The following is a 19583-nucleotide window of genomic DNA, read 5'->3' as shown; positions in this document are numbered from 1 at the left end:
GGATTGATAGAAGATTTCTATTAAACTATGGATACCAATAGGGTTTGATTTTTCAGATTTGTCTAAAGCACTGTATCTAACTATGTCGAAAACACTATGAATATTCGCCACCTGCATTATTTCCAACAACTCGCACAATTACAGCATTTTGCCAAAGCGGCGAACGCCTGCCATGTGACGCAACCGACACTCTCTGCGGGGATAAGCGCCCTTGAAAAAAGCGTAGGCACAGAGCTTGTGGTGCGGGGGAGCCAGTTTGTGGCGCTCACGGATGCGGGACAGATCATGCTGCAATACGCCGAGAGAATGTTGCAGGAACAGGCAGCGTTAAAGCAGGAGTTGAGTCTGTTTCGCGGCCAGCTCACGGGTTCATTAAGGATTGGCATAGTGCCGCAATCGAGTATCGACATCATGCCGCTCATCAAGCTGTTTAATCAGGCCTATCCCAATATCAGCATCAAGTTATCTGTAATGACCAATGGGCAATTGATTGAAAATCTTAGTTTGCATAAAACCGATATCGGACTTGGGTTTGACGAACAACTCACCGAGGCTAATCGGCGCAGCTTCGTGTTTTATCCGCAGCGGGCCAATCAAATGGCGCTGTTGTCCTGTGATTCGGTTGATGACAGTGCAAGCAAGTGCTTGTCTTTATATGACATTGGCACGCGTCCCTTAGTGCTGCTGAGTCAAAATATGCAGTTTAGAAAATACATAGATAATGCGATGGCGCAGGCGGGGATCGATTTTAATCTGGTGCTGGAAACCGACTCATTATTCCACCTAATCGGCGCGGTAAAGCATGGTTTAGGCTGTGCTATCGTTAGCCGCGGTATTGCCGAATCGGTGGCGCAACTCTTTGGGATCCCGTATCAGCTTTTGGACGGTGTCAGTTCAGGGCAAACGGTCTTAATGACCCGTAAGCACAGCATAACACCCGCAATGAAAGCCTTTATGCGTCAGCTTGAGTCTTAAAGCATGACTGGTTATTGCTCACGTCTTGATGAATACCATACCAAAGCTGCCCGAGGGCAATCCCCCCATCGTTGACGGGAATATGTTTGTTGGGCAGCACGGTATTGCCTTGTTGGTGCAGTTTATTGAGGCAATATTCGAGCAAATATTGATTTTGAAACACGCCGCCGCACAGCACCATGGGCAGGGCTGGATAGCGCGCGGCATAACCACAAATGGCATCTCCCAAACTATGCAAAAAGGCGCGGGCGATCTGCTCTTGCCGAAGGCTAGTGAGCGGCGCTTCGGTAATCAGCGTGATTATCTGTTTAAAGAGTTGGCTGCTGCGCCAGATATGCGGTTCGCGTGCCGAGCTGTCACTGGATTGATTCGTCGTGTCCAAGGGCAAGTCGAGCATCAGCGTGGGCAGTTGCTGCGTATCGGCCCGTCTTGCCGCTGCTTCAATTAACATGCCCGCTTGGCCTTCAAATTGGGTGGTGTCGATAAAGCCTAAGGCGCAGGCGAGGGCATCGAATAAGCGTCCCACCGAGGAGCTGTTAATCCCATGACCGTTTTGCCAGATCCGATGCAGATTGCTTAAGGTTAGTGGCGTCAGGCTTTTTAGGATGGGCAAATCTAAGGCTTGTACCGCCGCTAAACTCATTTGTTCAAATAGCAAAGCGAGCAGCAATCGCACAGGCTGCTTAATTGCCTGTTCTCCACCGAGCAGGGGAATGGCCTCGAAATGGGCAAGCCGCTCGGCGCCGTTAAGGGTGGTGAGTAAGACTTCGCCGCCCCAGAGGCTGCCATCGTTCCCAAGCCCAGTGCCATCGAAACTAAAACCTAACACTGCATCCTGATATTGATTGATGGCCATTACGCTTAATACATGGGCGTGGTGATGCTGCACACTGAAGGTTTGGATTGAACGAGAGTCTCCACGCAGCGTATCAAGGCGTTGCTGTTGCTGCGCCTCTGCCCAGCGCGATGGCGCATAGTCTGGGTGTTTATCGTGGACAATCAGCTCGGGGCTGAAATGATACAGGCGGGCGAAGGTCGCCAGAGTGCGCTCGAAGTACTGCTCGGCGCTGACACTGAAGAGATCGCCGATATGTGGGCTTAAAAACACATTCGAGCCAAAACCTAAAGCAATGGCATTTTTTTGTTGGGCGCCCACGGCAAGTATGGAATGAGTGAGTGGTGTGGTTAACGGAAAACTTAAGGGCGCATATCCCCGCGCTAAACGCAGCACTTGCACTTGTGACGTACAGCCATTTGGTGGTTGGATAAGTTGCACCACACTGTCATCACAGCCATTGAGGATGGGCCGATTGTGATCGACGATGGCATCCACCACATGGCCGAGTTGACTGATAAGCTCATCGCAATGGGTGATAATCGGCTCGCCCGACAGATTCGCACTGGTCGCAACTAAGGGAGCATTAAATAGCCCGAGTAGTAAATGATGCAGGGGAGTGTAGGGCAAAAAGATGCCAAGTTTGGGGATGTTAGGCGCAATCTCAGGGCTTAGATCGTGCTTATGCTGTGCTTGCATTAGTACTATTGGGCGCTCCTGCGAGCTTAAGGTTTGCCACTCTGCCTGTGTGCCCGTTACATAGCGTTTTGCCATTTCAATGCTCGGCATCATCACCGCCAGCGGCTTAGCCTTGCGTTGTTTACGTTCTCTTAATTGACTGACTGCCTGAGTGTTTCTTGCATCACAGACTAAATGGAAGCCGCCAAGGCCCTTAATCGCCAGAATTTGCCCTTGGGCAAGCTTTTCGGCCGCAGCCGACAATACCGCAAGGCTGTTATCTTGCGAAGCAGACAAGGAGTGAGGTGCGAGTAACTCGCCCTGCGGCGATTTTAAACTCAATTGAGGGCCACACTTAGGGCAACTCACGGGCTGAGCGTGGTATCTGCGATTTAGCGGATCTTGATAGGCTTTAGCGCAGTCGGGACACATGGCGAAATCTGCCATGGCCGTATGATGGCGATCGTAGGGCAAGGCATTGATAATAGTGTATCTTGGGCCGCAATTGGTGCAATTGGTAAAGGCATAGCCATAGTGGCGGTCCTGCGGATTGTGCATATCGCCGAGGCAATCCTGACAGGTACTCTTGTCGGCTGATACGGCAACCAGCGCTGCTAAGTTATGCTCACCAGAGCCATTACTTTGGCTATCACTTTGGCTATCACTTTCGATAATATCGAAGCTAGTCTCTTCAAGCTTTAGGGCTAACTGGCTATGGCCAATCTGATCGATACGCGCCAGTGGCGGCGGATTGGTGGTTAACTCGCGCACAAAGCAATCCAACTGTGCGGCGCTGCCTTGCAGCTCAATCATAACGCCCTTGGCATTATTCAGCACTGTGCCGGTTAATTTAAGCTCACTCGCCCAGCGGTAAACAAAGGGGCGAAAGCCCACGCCTTGGACTATGCCCGTGATATGTAGCTGGCGGCGCTCGAGTCGCTCGGCTTGATTGGCGGGTAAGGTGGCTTTTTTCAATCTCGGTCTTCTTCGCTTATCTGGCTGCATCTGCATGGAAGATAAAACATTTTATCCTCCATGCGTTAGCGCTATCTGAATTTAAGGCTAGCGATGAGCGGGTGCTGTTAAAGGCTATTTAACTGCCTCTGCTTAACATAGAGCGCACCTACGGCTAAGTTGTCGCCCTCTAAATCGAGGCTGCGATTAAGCAATAGCGGGAAATTTTTCCCGAGTCGCAAGCTAATACGCTTGCAGAGGGTTTCGTTGGCTAACTCATTGCCTGCTAAGGCAATGTTGTGTACACCGATATTTAAATCAATGTGTTCCAGCCAATTGGCGAGGTAGTCGGCGAGGGAGTCTTGCATTGCAAAAGCCAGCTGACTCGGATCGCTGTGCCCCGCGACGCGAAAACTTAGCAAAGTGCCGAGGGTTTTACACCAATTCAGGCTGCGGTGCGCTTCGCCCTTGGTGAGGGGATAATCGATGCGCGGCGCATTGGCACCATGGTAACGCATGGCCGCGGCGAGCAGGGCATCGCTCAAATAGGCTGACGACTGAGTTTCTTCCTGCGGATTTAATCCAATCAACACTGCGGCAATCGCCCACAGACTCTGAAGATTATCGCGTCTGCCATGCAGTTTTAGGCTCAGCAGCTTTAAGTAATCATCAGGGAACTGGCTCTTAAACTTTTGCGCGACGGCTTTTTGTGGACTGCTGTCGAGGCAATGGAAAATCTCATAACCATTATCGGGCAGTTCGGGCAGGGCGAAAAATAGCGAGGTTTCGCCCTTATTATCACAGGTGACGATTTGGCTAGGATGCGCGTGGCTTAAGTAAATTACCGCCGCATTTTTGGCTTGCTTGTGGGTGGTGAACTTGCCATTGAGTAAGGTCGCAAACAGCGCCGCATCTGCAATAGTATGATCTTCCTCATCGCCCTGATATTCGGCTGTATTGTCTGTAGAAGTTAGCGCTTGGACGCTGAGTAAACCTTGGTGTGAACGGGTTTTCTTATTGGCTTGCCACTTCGCTTTAAAGCCTAAAAAACGAACATCTTCCCGCAGGGGCTCAGGTGCATGGAAGTGTTTTACCTCTTGGTGTTGTGCATTGCCTAACGTTGGGCTGGAAAGCTTTGCCCAGCCACCTTCAACCCATGCCAGTTGTGGTCTATGGTGCTGCCCTTGCAGATAAACCCAGTCGATGCCTTTTTGCCTTAATACCTCGGCAAGTACCAGTACCACACGGCTATAACCAAAGCAGATATCGTACAGCGGCGCTGACAGCTTTTCGTGCGCTTGGGTGGGTCTTGCGCAAATCAGCGGTTTTTCGATACTGGATAGGGCAATGATTTGATGATCTTTCAGGCAAAAATGTGCGTTGAGGGTATTGGGATTACAAATAAGTAGCTGTGGTCTTGCCGATGTTGGATTGGCAAAAGGCGCTAAGCTTAATTGCACCCCTTCGCTGGTTAAATCAAGCGTTCCTTGGCTGATAAGTTGCGCGGCCATGGCCTTAAGATCGGAAAGTGTGAGTGCCTTTTGCTCACTCGTTAAGCGCATCTCTCCGTGGCAGCAGGGGCAAGTTAAATCGAGCTGACCAAATTGCGCCGCCTGATTATCACCAAAGCGGGGGTAACACTGCTGGCAAAAGGCTGCGACGGATTTACCCACTTGCGTCGCTTCTGTAGGCATAACCTCCAATAATGTCCGCTGGCCTTGTGGCTCATCGACCACTTTAATGCCTGAATCGACGAGCCAAACGGAAATTAAAAAGTCGGCGGCGATAGCATCGGCGAGCTGCTCAAGTTGTGTTTGCTCGCCCTGCGCCTCAATAAAATAGATCTGTGGGCCAAAGTCATTTTGGCTGTCGCAGCCGATGCTGATATTGAGCGCATCGTAATTTAGGTATTGATTACATAAATGCGCATACAAAGGCACCTGCCGTGAGCAGGTAAACTCAAATCTGATGTGTTTCATCTTCTATATTTTCACCAGTAGTGACGCCACGTTTGTAAGAATTGGGGATCAGCGAATCGATACTATGCTCGGCAATGCGTGTCGCGGTGAACCCGAGGGAGGCTAAGTGGGTTAACAGGGTTTGTTCCATCAGAGGGACGGCGGCGGCAACCTTAGTGGTCAGTCCCAGTGTCATAGGTTCTAACACGGTTGGGGTGACGCCCAGTACAAAGGTTTTAGGTCTGTCGCCCACCATTTCCATCATATTGAGGGTTTGTAGCATTTCGACTTCATGGGCGCTGCCTTGCCAGTCGATTTCCTGTGGTGCCTTATCAAAATCGAAGAAATACACTTCGCCAGCCTCGACGCCGTTGGCATTGACGGTATCGACAACGATCAAATAATCGTATTGGCAAATAATTGGAATGAGTCCCTGGGCCAAGGTGCCGCCATCGAGCATCTCTAGCTGGTGGGACTCGTGTGTGAACTGATAATTCTCAGCGATGTAATTGACAAAATGTACGCCGATGCCTTCATCGGTGTACAGGACATTGCCAATACCCAGTAGCAATATCTTCATTGGACTCCTAGTGGTGTGAGTCTGGTTTCGGGTAGTCGTAACCAGAGACAATTGAGTCGACAGAGTTATGTTTGAAGCGTATCCCTGACCAAACCGCCATATAGACGTGGATAACTACAAAGATAACGAATGCCCAAGTGAGGTAGTGGTGCCAAATTCTCACCTGAGCCAGTCCACCCATTTGCGCCGTGATCCAAGCTGCGCTGCTCCAAAGCATGCCACCTAAACCTTCATGGTAGACGTTGGCATACAGCACGAGTCCAGTAATACATATCACAAGTGCCACGAAGGAGATTGCTACGTAGGTCACAAATTGCAGCGGTCCATAAACACCGGCTTTATGCAAGTGTCCCATCCAAATGTAGGATTTCAGTTGGGTGATCCAGCTCTTAACGCTCATCACATCACGGAATGAGCGCCGCTCGATATCGCTTCGACTGAAAAAATACAGGTAGAAGCGGGCCAAGGTGACTGCGGTCAGCACAAAACCGCAGATCAAATGGGCAAAACGGATCCAGCCTTGTACCAATACATCCGTGCTGTCGGGCGCCACAAGAAACGGCCAAGCAATATAGAATCCGGTGATCACTAGCACTAAAATGGTCAGTGCCCGTAGCCAGTGGAAAATCCGTATCGCGGGACTAAAAACCAGTGTCCGAATGCGGGTTTCAGAATGGTTCATGTTGCGTTCCCTCCCTCGTTGTTATTGACCATTGGGGCTGACACGGAACTCGCTCAATGCTTGACCTTTGAAATCCATCACGTGTACAGAACACGCCATACAAGGGTCGAATGAGTGAATAATACGTATCACCTCAAGGGGTTTAGTGGGATCTTCCAGTTTTAAGCCAATCAGTGAGGCTTCATAGGGACCAATCTTGCCATTAGCGTCCACAGGACCTGCGTTCCAGGTGGTGGGCACGACGGCTTGATAGTTCTCAATGACGCCGTTTTTGATGCGGATCCAGTGGCTTAACATGCCGCGTGGCGCTTCAATCATGGCGTGACCCACATATTCCTTACTCGGATCAATGTGTGGCTTCACATAGGTGGTTTCATCGGATTGAATATTAGTGAGCAGGGCATCGAAGGTTCTGAGGCCTTCCTGCGCCACGATAACCGTTTGCAGCATACGCGCAGCGGTGCGGCCCAGTGTGGTAAACAGGGCTTCAACGGGCAAACCAGTACGGGCTAATAACGCATTCACGGCATCGACCACTACCTTATTGCCACGGGCATAGCTCACCAGCAGGCAGGACAATGGACCCACTTCCACGGGTTCGCCTTGGTAACGTGGCGATTTCACCCAAGAGTATTTACCATCGCCATCTAAGGTCGGCAGTTTGCCGTAAACCGTATCCCGCTCAACAAAGCCAGTGTAGTTAGGAATGGTAGTGCCATCGTAAGGATGCTGCGGCGCATCGGCGGTGTACCATGCATGGCTTACGTCTTCGGCGATAAGCTCAGGGTTAATGTCGCTCACACCCGCTAAGTCGCCCTTCATGATCACGCCTTGGTCAAACAGGTATTCGCCATTGGCGAGCACAAAGTCATTGGTTGCCATGAAGTTTTTAACGTTCACGCCGCCAAGTACGCTGGCTTCACCACCAAAGGCTTCCGCCGCCATCACGATATCGGCTTGATAGGCGCGCAGGATAAAGTCGGTCACTATGGCGTGTTTTTGCTTCCATTCCTGCAGGCGCGCAGGGCTTAGCATGTCGCGCACTGAGGTCACACCGCCCACAACCAATGATTGTGGATGTGGCTGCTTACCGCCGAAAATCGCCAGCATTTCTGCGGCAACCCGTTGCACTTCAAGGGCCTTGAGATAGTGCGACAGGGCAATCAGGTTTTGCTCTGGGGTAAATTTATAGGTGCCATTGCCCCAGTAAGCGTTAGCGAAGGGGCCGAGTTTGCCTGTTTCGACAAAGCCTTTCACCCGCTCTTGCACTGCTCTTAATTCACCTTCGCCCGCAGCAATCGGCTTGTCGGTATATTTGAGGGCGACCTGAGCGGCCTTAGCAGGATCGGCACTTAAGGCGGAGACCACATCGACCCAGTCTAAACCGTGTAGATGATAGAAATGCACTATATGGTCATGCATATAGAGCGAGGTTTGCATTAAGGAGCGCAGGTATTTAGCGTTTAACGGGATTTGAATGCCTAAGGCATTTTCCACCGCTTCAGTACCACAGCGATAGTGGGAATAGGTACAAACACCGCAGATCCGCTGCACGATAAGACCCACGTCCATTGGCGTGCGGCCTTTTAAAATCACTTCAATACCACGCCACAGGGTAGAGGAAGACCATGCCTTGTTGATGACATTATTCTCATCAACTTCGACTTCAATACGTAAGTGACCCTCGATACGGGTGATAGGGTCGATAACAACGCGCTTGCTCATGGGTTATTCCTCCAGCGGCTTGGCAAAAATACTGGCAACGGCGTGGGCTCCAATGCCGACGACAGTCGCGCCTAAAATCACCGCACCGACGGTGTCTGCGGTCGCATCCAATCCATGGAGGAGTTGACGACCAAGGGGTTTTTCAAAATCGGCCATATCATCCCAGAAGTTAGGTTCTGAGCAGCCCATACAACCGTGGCCTGCTAACACTGGCCAGCTGGTGTGATGGTTAAAGCGCTCTGTGGGGCAGTTGTTATAGGTATAAGGTCCTTTACAACCCACTTTGTAGAGGCAGTAGCCCTCTTTTGCGCCGTGATCGCCAAACTCTTCAACGAATTCACCGGCATCGAAACGGCCGCGACGTTCACAGTTATCGTGTACCCGTGCGCCGTAGGCCCATTTAGGACGATTGAACATATCCAGCGCTGGCAATTTGCCGAACATGATGAAATACATCAGAGTGCCGACGATGTTTTTCTCACTCGGTGGACAGCCACCTAAGTTGATCACCGGCTTGCTCACCACTTCGTGTACACCTTTTGCCCCTGTAGGGTTGGGGTAGGCAGCTTGCACACCACCGAAGGAGGCGCAGGTACCCACAGAAATAATCGCCGCAGCGCCATCGGCGGCATGCTTGATGATTTCTAAGCCCGTATGACCTTTACAGCCCACGGTTAAGAAGCTGCCGTTATTGGCGGTTGGAACCGCACCTTCAACGGCCAGTAGATAACGGCCTTTGTAAGTTTCCAGGGCATGCTCGAGGTTTTCCTCTGCTTGCCAACCCGCGGCGGCCATTAAGGTTTCGTGATATTCCAACGAGATATGATCGAAGATCAGCGAATCTAAGTTCGGCGTATCGGCGCGGACTAAGGACTCAGAGCAGCCAGTACACTCGGCCATATGTAACCAGATTAAGGGTACACGGTCGGCCAGCTCGGCGGCTTCGGCGACTAAATTACTAAATGGCAACGGCAGGGCAAGCATGCCTGTCACCATGGCGCTCCATTTCATGAAATCACGACGGGTGATGCCATGTTGTTGCATTTTTTCGACAAGAGAGAGCTGTTGACGGGGAGCGAGTTGGCGCAACGCATCTAAGCGCGCCTTTCCCTGTTCATAGAGGGCTGCATGTGTGTCCATGGGTCAACCTTTTTTGTTATTTAAATGTAAATTGGTAAGGGTTTACATAATTGACATAGCCAGTTTAGGCCCTAGGCGATTGATAATTCTTGATGCATATCAAGAATTTTCAAGAGATGTGATGAAACTGATTTTGACATTTAATTAACATGACACAGATCTAATTTCGAATTTGCTAATGGGACAAAATGTCGCACTTTTAACATTTTTGCCGCTAGAGTTCACTTTGTAATCAATTGATGTCGTAGGAATAAGTGGAACAGCAGACTTAATTTATTCTTCTACAGTTTAAGAAAACCTTAAGATTCAGTTAATAGATTCAAACGCAATTGTGATGGGTGGAAGACGTATGAAAAAACTCTTGTTGTTACTCGGATTATTCAGTGTGGGAGCCTATGCCGCTCCGTCGCTCGATCACCAAGTTTTCGATGCGCAAAACCAAGCGGTTTCCTTAACCGAGTTTAAGGGTAAAGTGGTCTATGTGGATTTTTGGGCCTCTTGGTGCGGGCCATGCCGTAAGTCATTTCCTTGGATGAATGCGATGGCACAAAAATATCGTGATCAAGGTTTAGCCGTGGTGGCGATTAACCTCGACACCGATAAAGCCCTCGCCGATGAATTTTTAAAGCAGGTTCCTGCAACCTTTGATGTGCGTTTCAACCCCGAGGGAGATGTAGCACGAAGCTTTGATTTATTGGGGATGCCCAGCAGCTTTATGTTCAATCGCCAGGGGCAACTAGTTAAAAGCCATGTGGGCTTTTACCAAGACAATGCCGCCGATTATGAGCAAGAACTCGTCAGTCTGTTGAAGGAGTAGTGTATGCGTAAAATCGCCTTGATTGCCGTTTCGTTGATGATAGTGGGGTTAACTGGTTGCTCAAGCTTAGGGGTGCAGCCGTGGGAAAAGGGGCAATTCGCCCGCGCCGATATGGCGCTCGATAGTGAAAAGTTAGACCAAGCATTAGACGATCATATCTATTTTAGTAAGGAAGGCAGCAGCGGCGGCCGTGCGTTTGCGGGCGGCGGTTGTGGCTGTAACTAGTCAGTATTGCTTGAACAGGTTGTGCCGTAGATTTTCATTTTTATTCGGTTTTTAGTCTAAATAAGTTTCAGTGATATAAAGGTGTTGTCAGCCATGACAAATAATAACAATAAGTTAGACTCAATAGCCCCACAAGTTCTCCAAGCTAAACCGCAGACTAAACACATTGCTAGTGCCTTGGCTTTAGCCAGTTGTGGCTTGTTTGTCTCTAATGGTCACACCACTGAGCTTGCAAAAAATGCCGATGATTGGAAAGTCGATGCCGCGCTCATGTATTACGGTGAGCAAGACAGGGTGCAGGCAATCGAAGCCATTGGGACGGCGCAAAAAAACTTTGGCGACGATAGTGTGTTGGATTTAAAACTAGTGGTCGACAGTTTAACCGGTGCTTCGGCTTCAGGCGCGGTTGCCCAAAGCGACAGCCAAACCTTTACCCGTCCTTCCGGTAATGGCCAGTATAAAGTGGCGGCGGGTGAGACACCGCTCGATGATACCTTCCACGATACCCGAGTACAGGGCAGTGCTAACTGGTCACTGGCGCTTAATTCCGATTGGAAAGTCAACGGCGGCGTCTATGGCTCTAAGGAATTCGACTATATGTCGATGGGCGTGAATGCAGGGCTTGAGCGTGGCTTTAACAAGGACAACACCACTCTGTTTTTAGGGACATCTTACAGCTTCGATGTGGTCGATCCCGTGGGTGGCAGACCCGTGGCCTTATCCTCTATGGCGATCCGCGATAACTTTACCACGGATGAAGCCTATCGCGCGGCATTCGATGCGACACGCCAAACGAGCAGTGACGATAAACAAACCGTCGATTTGATGTTAGGTATTACCCAAATATTGAATCAGCGTTGGTTATTGCAGGCGAACTATGGTTTATCCAGTGTCAGCGGCTATTTAACCGATCCCTACAAAGTGTTGAGTGTGGTGGACAATAACGGCACCACTGAGGACATAGTCTACGAGAATCGTCCCGATTCGCGCCTGAAACACAGCTTTTATGTGATGACCAAAGGCGCACTCGATGCTGGTGTTGTGGACTTTTCCTACCGCTATAGCACCGACGATTGGGATTTAACTTCGCACACCTTAGAGACCCACTACCGCTATTACTTTAGTGGCAGTTTCTACGGACAATTGCACTTACGTTATTACCAACAGTCGGCGGTGAATTTCTATCAGCCGTTCCTGCTTGCCGATACGCCGCTACCCGAGTTTGCCAGTGCGGATTACCGAATTGGTGATATGAGTGCTTATACCATTGGGGTTAAGTTTGGCCACCGTCTGCCAGGCGGCCATGAGATGACGTATCGCTTGGAATATTACCAACAGGATCCGAAAAACAATGGCACAACGATCCCGGGCGAGCTGCAAAACTACGACCTGTTCCCAACCCAAAAGGCGATAACGGCGCAGTTTAGTTATTCATTTTAAAGGTATACTCTGTTACTGAGCCGTAGACAAAGCGCATCAATATGGGGCGTGTTGCCCATATTGAGCGTTAAGCGAAGTACAGAATAAGGATGCGAAGATGCCAGCAGTTTCCCCTAATGCGCCTTATCGACTCGTGCGCCGTGATTGGGGATTTTTGGGCGAGTTTAGGGCCATGGCGAGTCCCTGTGAGCTATTGGTTGCCAGCCATGATGAAGACATCGCCTACGATATGCTCGATATGGCGGCCCGTGAGGCGCGAAGAATCGAGCAAAAGTACAGCCGTTTTATTGAAGGCAATTATCTATGGCGTTTGAATCATGCCGATGGCAAACGTCAGTCAATCGATGAAGAAACCTGGCAACTGTTGGCTTTTGCGAAACAATGCTTTGAGTTAAGTGACGGGCTATTTGATATTACGGCTTGCCCGTTAATGCAAGTGTGGCGTTTTACGCAGGACGCCAAGATGCCCGCCAAAGCAGATATTGAGGCAGCGCGAGCCTTAGTGGGCTTTGCGCGTATTGAGTTTAATTCCCAAGAGCTGCTGATGCCCCAAGGTATGCAGCTCGATGTTGGCGGTATCGCCAAAGAATATGCGGTCGACAGGGTCGCCTATGAACTTGCCGAGTCCTATGCGGGGATTTCGGTATTGGTTAATTTTGGCGGTGATATCGCCTGTCCGGTGGCCAATGCTGTGCCTTGGCAAGTGGGGATTGAAGATCCTAATCAGCTTGACCATGCCGCTAAAGTGCTTGCCATCACCCAAGGCGCCTTAGCGACCAGCGGTGATACTCGGCGGTTTATTGAGGTCGAGGGTAAACGTTATGGGCATATTGTCGATCCGCGCACAGGCTATCCCGTGAGCGGGGCACCGCGCTCGGTGACGGTACTCGGGCCAAACTGCGTCACTGCGGGCATGTTGGCCACCATGGCCATGTTACAGGGCGAACAAGCCGAAGCCTTTTTAGCCGAGCAATCGGTTCAGTGTAGTATTTTTCGATAGGGCATTATCAATGCGTATCATGTTAGTGGAAGACAATGAGTTACTAGCCCAAGGGATTTGCTTAAGCCTTGCTAAAATGGGGATGCAGGTCGATCATCTCAGTAGCTATCAGCAAGCATTGGTGGGCATTAAGAATGAGACCTTTAGCGCCATAGTGCTTGATTTAGGCTTACCCGACGGTAATGGTAAGGAGCTACTCAAAGCGTGGCGCGCCGAAGGCGTTTCAATCCCGACGATTGTGCTCACGGCTAACACGGATTTTGATACCAAACTCGAGTGCCTCGATATCGGCGCCGATGATTATTTAGGTAAACCCTTCGATGTGCGCGAGTTAGCCGCGCGTATTCGGGCGATCGTCCGTCGGCAATATGGTTTAGATAATAACAGCTTGAATATTGGCGCGTTAAGTATCGACCTCAACACCCGCGAAGTGAGTTTTCGCGATCAAAATGTGCCTCTGTCACGCCGGGAATTTCAGCTATTGCTGGAACTGGCACAATCCGCAGGTCGTGTATTGACCCGTAATCAGTTAGAGCAGTTAACCTACGGTTGGGATGAGGTCGGCAGCAACTCGATTGAGGTTCATATCCACCATTTACGTAAAAAATTAGCCAACGACTTAATTAAGACGGTACGCGGCATTGGCTACACCCTAACCGAAGTCAATTAACCCATTAAAATTGACACTCGCGCAAGGATTTAAGTGACAAACTCGGCGTTTATCGGTATTTAGTAACTGCCTTTTAGGCATGTCTACTCTCACCATAAACGACGGGGACCACAGGGTGAATCGACTCAAGGTGCTGGATGTGTACTCATTACGTTTGTTATTAACCTTGCTGATGCTCTCGGGGATTTCAGTTTCCGTGGGCATTTCAAGCTGGTTCAGCACCCGAGATTCTAAGCATCAAATCGAAGAGTTATTCGATGCGCAGATGCTGCAAAGCGCGAAAATGCTTGAACTGTTCTATCACGACGAGGAAGCTTTCAAAGCGCCGCAAGAGTTGCCGCAAGTTCTCCATGTGCCCGACAGTCAAGTGAGCACCTTTGCCGAAAAAGCCGATGCGTTAAAGCTTGCCTATGAGCATAAACTCGCCTTCCAGATCTGGAGTGAGGCGGGGCAAGCACTGGTCTTTTCAGACAATATTGGCCGCCAACCCATCACTAAGTTTGTCCAAGGCTACAGCAAAAAAGTGTTCGAAGGGGAGCTCTGGCATGTGTTCAGCTTTTTTTCGGTCAAACACAAAGTCTGGATAGTTACTGCCCAGCAGGACGAAGTGCGCCAAGAGCTGGTCTCACAGATTATGCATAATGCCGTGATAGTACCGCTGATCGTGGTGCCCTTAACCTTACTTATCGTCAGCTTGCTGTTTTACATCTTGTTCCGTCCGTTGAAGTCCTTCGAGCGCGAGTTAATGGCGCGCTCGCCTAACGATCTCACGCCGCTCACTATGTCACTCCCAAAGGAACTTGTGCCCGTGCGCCGCGCGCTAAATCAATATATCAGCAGCATTGCGCATTTTATTGCGCGGGAACGCCGCTTTAGTGCCGATGCGGCCCATGAGTTAAAAACCCCCTTATCCGTGATTAAGTTACATCAACAGGGTTTAGAAGGCTTAGTGGGAGAGGGGGATGCGGAGCGCATCCACCTCGCCGCCATCGATGCGGGTGTGAAGCATATGAGTCATACAGTGGAGCAGCTCTTACTGCTTGCGCGGGTCGATTCGATTGCCGAATTGAATGTGCAGCCTTATCCGCTGTTGCCAATGGTAGAGGATGCGCTGAACCAGCTAATGCCACTGATCACCGACTATGAATGGGATATTGATGTTGACGCGGCGTTAACGCTCAACTGCGATCGTTTTTACCTGTTGATCGTGCTGAAAAATATCATCGAAAATGCCTGTAAATACAGTCCTGCTGAAACGCAAATTTGCATTAGTGCAGCGCTAACTGACGCTTATGTTGAGATCAACATCGCCGACCGTGGTCAGGGCATGACCCATGAGCAAATCGCCAGCGCGACGGAGCGCTTTTACCGCGTCAATGAAAATGAGGGGATAGGTGCGGGATTAGGGCTCTCCATCTGCCACCACATTATTGATTTGCACCAAGGGCAATTGACGATAACGCCCCGCGAAAATGGCGGTTTAGTGGTTACCCTTTTATTACCTCAATAGTATCGTTTGTTTTGTTGGTACACGCTTGATGCAATAAATTTTGTTGCAACAGGCTCGCGTATTGGCAGGCATCACCTAAGATTATTGTCAGCAGTCAGTTTGCAAAAGAGGCTGATTTTGTTTCTATAATGCGAACTAGATAGCACTTTACTCACATACGTTACTTTTAAAGATCAAATCCGTATGTTAATTCGAATTTGATATTCTTTATTGGTATAAGTATATTGCTAAATAGTATCGTGCAAAAGGAGTTAACTGCATCTTTATTTATGAGTTTTTTACTCCTTCTGATATCTTTCGCGATATGTAACAGCCTGTGTTTTTTTACCATCAAACCGCGGTAAAAAAATTTCACTGTGCAGACAAAAAACGTTGATTTCTTAGTTTATTTTTAGGTTACCTATCCTATGGTTAGCTTGTTGCGTTGCCAATCGTTTAAACCTTCTTCTTCACTCATTTGCTCACTGGCGCTTAGCGCAGCATTTGCGCTGTCGAGCACGGCATTTGCTGAAGAAACAAAGCCTGCTGAAAACAAACCCGCCACACCTGTGGTGAGTCCACCTAAGGCGACGGCTCAGCCGGCGAACAAAAATCAAGTGAGATTTACAAAAACGGGCACCTTTGATGGCGATTCTGTAATGAAACTGGCGCGTAAGCTGGCTTCTAAGCCCTATGTGGCGTTAAAGGACCCGCTGCCAGCAGGCCTCGCCAAGTTAACCTACGATGAATACCGCGACATTCGCTTTAACCCGATTTCGTCCATTTGGCGCGATCAAGGTTTACCATTTCAAATGCAAATGTTTCACCGTGGCTTCTATTTCCAAGATTTGATCGAAATTGCCATCGTTGAAGCTAACCAATCGACTCACTTAGCCTACGAGCCTAAGTATTTCACTGCCGGTGAAGTTATCAGCCAAGCATTGCCAAATGATGACATTGGTTACTCAGGCTTTCGCATTCATAACCAGTTAAACACCAACGGTGTGTATGACGAGCTGATGGTGTTCCAAGGCGCGAGTTATTTCCGTGCCTTAGGTAAAGGTAACTCCTATGGCTTATCTGCCCGTGGTTTGGCATTAAAAACCGCCGATCCAGAAGGGGAAGAGTTCCCTATTTTCCGTGCATTTTGGGTTGAACGTCCTTCCTACGACAGCAACCTGATCGTGGTGCATGCACTGCTGGATAGCCCAAGTGTTGCGGGCGCGTATCGCTTCTCTGTGCGTCCTGGTGACAACACCCAGATCGACGTCGAAGCGACCTTATTCCCTCGCGTCGAACTCAGCAAAGTCGGTCTAGCTCCTAGCACTAGCATGTTTTTACATTCACTTAATGGCCGCCACGATACCGATGACTTTAGACCTGAAGTTCACGATTCAGACGGTTTGTTAATGTTTAACGGCCGTGGTGAGCACCTGTGGCGTCCACTGGCGAACCCTCGCCAATTACAGGTGAGCGCGTTTGCCGACAACTCGCCACAGGGCTTTGGTTTAATTCAACGTGAACGCAATTACGCTTCTTATCAAGATCTCGAAGCCCACTACGAGCGTCGTCCAAGTTTATGGATTGAACCTGTGGGTAACTGGGGACAAGGTGCGGTCGTTCTGACAGAAATTCCAACAGAATCAGAAATTCATGATAACATCGTGAGCTTCTGGAAGCCGCGTCAGCCTATTCCTGCGGGCAGCGAGTATCATTTTGCTTACCGTATGAGTTGGGGCGAGGAACCAGCGGCGAAAACCAATTCTGTCGTGGTGAGTCGTACAGCCAGTGGTCGTGCCGACATCGCAAAAGCGACCCCAAGACGTTTGTTTGTCGTGGATTATCATCTTAACGGCGCCATGCCCGATGAATTACCGCTCGCGAAGGTTGAGTCTTCCGGTGGGGTGATTTCAAATGTGGTTATTGCGCGTAACGCGGCTAACAATGGTTATCGCCTCGCGTTTGAGTTGGAGCCAGAAGATAAGGAACTTATCGAATTACGTGCCGAACTCAAGTTCTCAACACCGCGTCAGGTTGAAACCTGGCTCTATCGCTGGACGCTTTAAGGTCCATGACGGAGCAACATAATATGACTGTATCCGAGAATTCGGTTCTTGAGACTGAAGTGCTCGTGGGTGGTAGCGCCATGCCTAATGAAAGGCCTGGCGCGATGGAACCCCAAAGCTTAAGCAAAATGCCTGAAGGCTTCCCACGCCGTAGCACAGTGGCTAACGGCGTGCGCTCGAAGGTATCCCGTCGATTTTTTGTCGTAGGCGGCGCACTTGCACTGTCTGCGTTTGCAATCTACGAAATGGGCGCTGTGTTCAGTATCGGCGGGATCACTCCCCTCGAATATCTGATGTTGGTACTGTTTGCGATTAACTTCTGCTGGATTGCCTTAGCGTTTTGTAGTGGTATCGCAGGCTTCTTCATGTTGCTGAAAAAGCCCAAGCCAAACGAGCTTGACCAGACTGAGTTACATACCCGCACCGCGATTTTGATGCCCACCTATAACGAGTCGCCTGATAGGGTGTTCTCTGCGGTATCTGTGATGGCGGAAGCCTTGTCGCAAACGGGACATGGCCATGCGTTCGATTGGTTTATCTTAAGTGATACCACAGATCCTGAAATCGCCCTGTTAGAAGAGCAGGCGTTTTTAGTGCTGCGCCAAGAAACCCACAAACATTCTCGCGTGTATTACCGCCGTCGTCGTAAGAACGTGGCGCGTAAAGCGGGTAACGTGGCGGATTTCTGCCGCCGTTGGGGCTCTCGTTACGATCACTTACTGGTGCTCGACGCTGATAGTTTGATGGAGTCATCGACCATCACGGGCTTAGCACAACGTATGCAGGCCGATCCTGACGCCGGACTTATCCAAACCATTCCATCGCTCATCAATGGCACCACCTTAATGGCGCGTCTGCAACAGTTTGCGGCGCGTATTTATGGTCCTGTGATTGGTACGGGTCTAGGTTGGTGGGTACAAAAAGAAGGTAACTTCTGGGGCCATAACGCCATTATTCGTACCGAAGCCTTTATGGGCGCGGCGGGTCTGCCAAACCTTAAGGGTAAACCGCCATTTGGTGGCCATATCCTAAGCCATGACTTTGTCGAAGCGGCGCTTATTCGCCGTGCTGGCTGGAGTGTGGTGATTGCCTACGATTTACCCGGCTCTTATGAAGAATGTCCGCCCTCGATTGTCGATTTAGCCGTGCGCGATCGCCGTTGGTGTCAAGGTAACTTACAGCATTCCCGTATCCTGCCGACCAAAGGCTTGCACTGGGTTAGCCGTTTGCACTTAATGACGGGCATTATGGCGTATCTGTCATCGCCATTCTGGTTGTTATTGATTTTAACGGGTTTGATGCTCGCCTTGCAGGCACACTTTATTCGTCCAGAGTATTTTACCGACCAATTCTCGCTGTTCCCAACATGGCCAATCATGGACTCGGACAGGGCATTGAGATTGTTCTATATCACTATGGGCGTGTTGTTTGGACCTAAGATTTTCGGTGTATTATTGCTGCTAAAAGATGGCAACTTTGCCCGCAGTGTCGGTGGTCGCATCAAGGCGATTTTCAGTGTGATATTCGAGGTCATCCTCTCGGCACTGATCGCACCTATTATGATGTTTATCCACTGCGGTGCGGTGATGTCAATTCTAATGGGACGTGACAGTGGTTGGTCCCCACAGCGCCGTGACGATGGCAGCATGCCTTGGTTAACCCTGATCTATCGCCACCGCTGGCATATGCTGGCGGGCGTGATGTTAGGTTATGCGGCCATTTTGGACTCCTTAACATTGCTTGCCTGGATGAGCCCCGCCTTGATTGGTCTTTGGTTGGCCGTGCCGATTTCGGCGTGGACGGGGTCAATCAAAATTGGTGAGTTCTTTAAACGCATTGGCATTTTGGCCACGCCAGAGGAGCGTAATCCTGCGCCTATCTGTATTCGTGCCCAAGAGGCACGTGCCGCTTATCAGGCGCATATCGAGCAGCCTTGGACATTAGCGCAAGTGTTAAAAGATCCAGCGTTAATGGAACTGCATTTAGCTATGGTTGATAAGCAGCCACTGCGTGCGGCGGGTACACCCATTGAACCGGTTGAAGCTATTGTGCACGTAAAAGTGCATGAAGCGCAGTGCCAACAGAGTGCCTTGGCGTTATTTAACCGTCAGGAGATGGCGCTGGTGCTGGCTAATCCGCTGATGCTGCGAAGTTTACAAAAACTGCCAGAGCAGTTTGTGCCGGAAGACTTAGTGTCTTTCTGCTAGTGCGAACTTCAACCTAGCGTTATTTCGCTGACTCGATGAAATGCCACTGATGCCTATCAGTGGCATTTTTGTTTTATCCCTTTGCTGTCTGCATTTCGTTAACGGCTTCAGCTATAGTGAATACAGATTACTGGTGAATTGA

Annotated in this window: 15 protein-coding genes; 9 read left to right on the top strand and 6 right to left on the bottom strand. The window is 49.9% G+C overall.

The window, feature by feature from the left end; all coding sequences use genetic code 11:
- Positions 1–96 precede the first annotated feature (96 nt).
- Positions 97–975: a LysR family transcriptional regulator gene (locus M0415_RS05895; protein ID WP_249555015.1), complete on the top strand. Its 879-nt coding sequence runs from the start codon at positions 97–99 to the stop codon at positions 973–975.
- On the opposite strand, the gene hypF is transcribed toward M0415_RS05895, so the two are convergent.
- From hypF to hyaA, 6 genes are all read right to left on the bottom strand, one after another.
- Positions 953–3499 carry a carbamoyltransferase HypF gene (gene hypF, locus M0415_RS05890; protein ID WP_249555017.1) on the bottom strand — a complete coding sequence of 849 codons (2547 nt, stop codon included), beginning with the start codon at positions 3497–3499 and terminating at the stop codon, positions 953–955. The genes M0415_RS05895 and hypF overlap by 23 nt on opposite strands.
- A gap of 71 nt (positions 3500–3570) precedes the next feature.
- The gene (locus tag M0415_RS05885) at positions 3571–5421 is read right to left on the bottom strand and encodes a NiFe hydrogenase (RefSeq protein WP_249555019.1); all 1851 of its coding nucleotides are present in this window, start codon (positions 5419–5421) and stop codon (positions 3571–3573) included.
- A complete protein-coding gene (locus M0415_RS05880; protein ID WP_249555021.1) occupies positions 5402–5980 on the bottom strand; it encodes a HyaD/HybD family hydrogenase maturation endopeptidase in 579 nt (192 codons plus the stop codon). The genes M0415_RS05885 and M0415_RS05880 overlap by 20 nt, the downstream gene beginning before the upstream one ends.
- A gap of 7 nt (positions 5981–5987) precedes the next feature.
- Positions 5988–6662 (bottom strand): Ni/Fe-hydrogenase, b-type cytochrome subunit, encoded by a 675-nt coding sequence (gene cybH / locus M0415_RS05875; protein WP_088211234.1) that lies wholly within the window; start codon positions 6660–6662, stop codon positions 5988–5990.
- Between the two features lie 21 nt (positions 6663–6683).
- On the bottom strand, positions 6684–8387 hold the full coding sequence (gene hyaB, locus M0415_RS05870) for a nickel-dependent hydrogenase large subunit (protein WP_249555023.1): 1704 nt from the start codon (positions 8385–8387) through the stop codon (positions 6684–6686).
- Between the two features lie 3 nt (positions 8388–8390).
- Positions 8391–9527 carry a nickel-dependent hydrogenase small subunit gene (gene hyaA, locus M0415_RS05865; protein ID WP_088211232.1) on the bottom strand — a complete coding sequence of 379 codons (1137 nt, stop codon included), beginning with the start codon at positions 9525–9527 and terminating at the stop codon, positions 8391–8393.
- Between the two features lie 349 nt (positions 9528–9876).
- Between hyaA and M0415_RS05860 the strand changes: the two genes are divergently transcribed.
- From M0415_RS05860 to mdoH, 8 genes are all read left to right on the top strand, one after another.
- A complete protein-coding gene (locus tag M0415_RS05860) occupies positions 9877–10344 on the top strand; it encodes a TlpA disulfide reductase family protein (RefSeq protein WP_249555024.1) in 468 nt (155 codons plus the stop codon).
- A 3-nt stretch (positions 10345–10347) separates the two neighbouring features.
- Positions 10348–10569, top strand: a complete 222-nt coding sequence (locus tag M0415_RS05855) for a DUF4266 domain-containing protein (protein ID WP_011716884.1) — start codon at positions 10348–10350, stop codon at positions 10567–10569.
- A 93-nt stretch (positions 10570–10662) separates the two neighbouring features.
- Entirely contained in the window at positions 10663–12009 is a 1347-nt protein-coding gene (locus tag M0415_RS05850; protein WP_249555026.1) for a DUF3570 domain-containing protein, read from the top strand.
- Positions 12010–12106: 97 nt separating this feature from the next.
- A complete protein-coding gene (locus M0415_RS05845; RefSeq protein WP_249555028.1) occupies positions 12107–13009 on the top strand; it encodes an FAD:protein FMN transferase in 903 nt (300 codons plus the stop codon).
- 10 nt (positions 13010–13019) lie between these two features.
- A complete protein-coding gene (locus tag M0415_RS05840; RefSeq protein ID WP_011716887.1) occupies positions 13020–13679 on the top strand; it encodes a response regulator transcription factor in 660 nt (219 codons plus the stop codon).
- 115 nt (positions 13680–13794) lie between these two features.
- Complete coding sequence (locus M0415_RS05835) at positions 13795–15189, top strand: ATP-binding protein (RefSeq protein WP_249555029.1); 1395 nt, start codon at positions 13795–13797, stop codon at positions 15187–15189.
- Positions 15190–15596: 407 nt separating this feature from the next.
- Entirely contained in the window at positions 15597–17234 is a 1638-nt protein-coding gene (locus tag M0415_RS05830; RefSeq protein WP_220055417.1) for a glucan biosynthesis protein G, read from the top strand.
- A gap of 23 nt (positions 17235–17257) precedes the next feature.
- Entirely contained in the window at positions 17258–19441 is a 2184-nt protein-coding gene (mdoH, locus tag M0415_RS05825; protein ID WP_249555031.1) for a glucans biosynthesis glucosyltransferase MdoH, read from the top strand.
- The last annotated feature ends 142 nt before the right edge of the window (positions 19442–19583 follow it).

This window comes from Shewanella sp. 10B, from assembly GCF_023475885.1.
Classification (GTDB): Bacteria; Pseudomonadota; Gammaproteobacteria; order Enterobacterales; family Shewanellaceae; genus Shewanella; species Shewanella mangrovisoli.
This window is presented reverse-complemented; position numbering and strand designations above follow the sequence as displayed.

Excerpts from the sequence above, each read along its gene's own strand:
- M0415_RS05895 (WP_249555015.1), top strand. The coding sequence starts at position 97 with ATGAATATTCGCCACCTGCATTATTTCCAACAACTCGCACAATTACAG.
- M0415_RS05830 (WP_220055417.1), top strand. The coding sequence starts at position 15,597 with ATGGTTAGCTTGTTGCGTTGCCAATCGTTTAAACCTTCTTCTTCACTC.
- M0415_RS05855 (WP_011716884.1), top strand. The coding sequence starts at position 10,348 with ATGCGTAAAATCGCCTTGATTGCCGTTTCGTTGATGATAGTGGGGTTA.
- mdoH (WP_249555031.1), top strand. The coding sequence starts at position 17,258 with ATGACTGTATCCGAGAATTCGGTTCTTGAGACTGAAGTGCTCGTGGGT.
- M0415_RS05880 (WP_249555021.1), bottom strand. The coding sequence starts at position 5,980 with ATGAAGATATTGCTACTGGGTATTGGCAATGTCCTGTACACCGATGAA.
- M0415_RS05860 (WP_249555024.1), top strand. The coding sequence starts at position 9,877 with ATGAAAAAACTCTTGTTGTTACTCGGATTATTCAGTGTGGGAGCCTAT.
- hyaB (WP_249555023.1), bottom strand. The coding sequence starts at position 8,387 with ATGAGCAAGCGCGTTGTTATCGACCCTATCACCCGTATCGAGGGTCAC.
- M0415_RS05885 (WP_249555019.1), bottom strand. The coding sequence starts at position 5,421 with ATGAAACACATCAGATTTGAGTTTACCTGCTCACGGCAGGTGCCTTTG.
- M0415_RS05850 (WP_249555026.1), top strand. The coding sequence starts at position 10,663 with ATGACAAATAATAACAATAAGTTAGACTCAATAGCCCCACAAGTTCTC.
- M0415_RS05840 (WP_011716887.1), top strand. The coding sequence starts at position 13,020 with ATGCGTATCATGTTAGTGGAAGACAATGAGTTACTAGCCCAAGGGATT.
- hypF (WP_249555017.1), bottom strand. The coding sequence starts at position 3,499 with ATGCAGATGCAGCCAGATAAGCGAAGAAGACCGAGATTGAAAAAAGCC.
- M0415_RS05845 (WP_249555028.1), top strand. The coding sequence starts at position 12,107 with ATGCCAGCAGTTTCCCCTAATGCGCCTTATCGACTCGTGCGCCGTGAT.
- cybH (WP_088211234.1), bottom strand. The coding sequence starts at position 6,662 with ATGAACCATTCTGAAACCCGCATTCGGACACTGGTTTTTAGTCCCGCG.
- hyaA (WP_088211232.1), bottom strand. The coding sequence starts at position 9,527 with ATGGACACACATGCAGCCCTCTATGAACAGGGAAAGGCGCGCTTAGAT.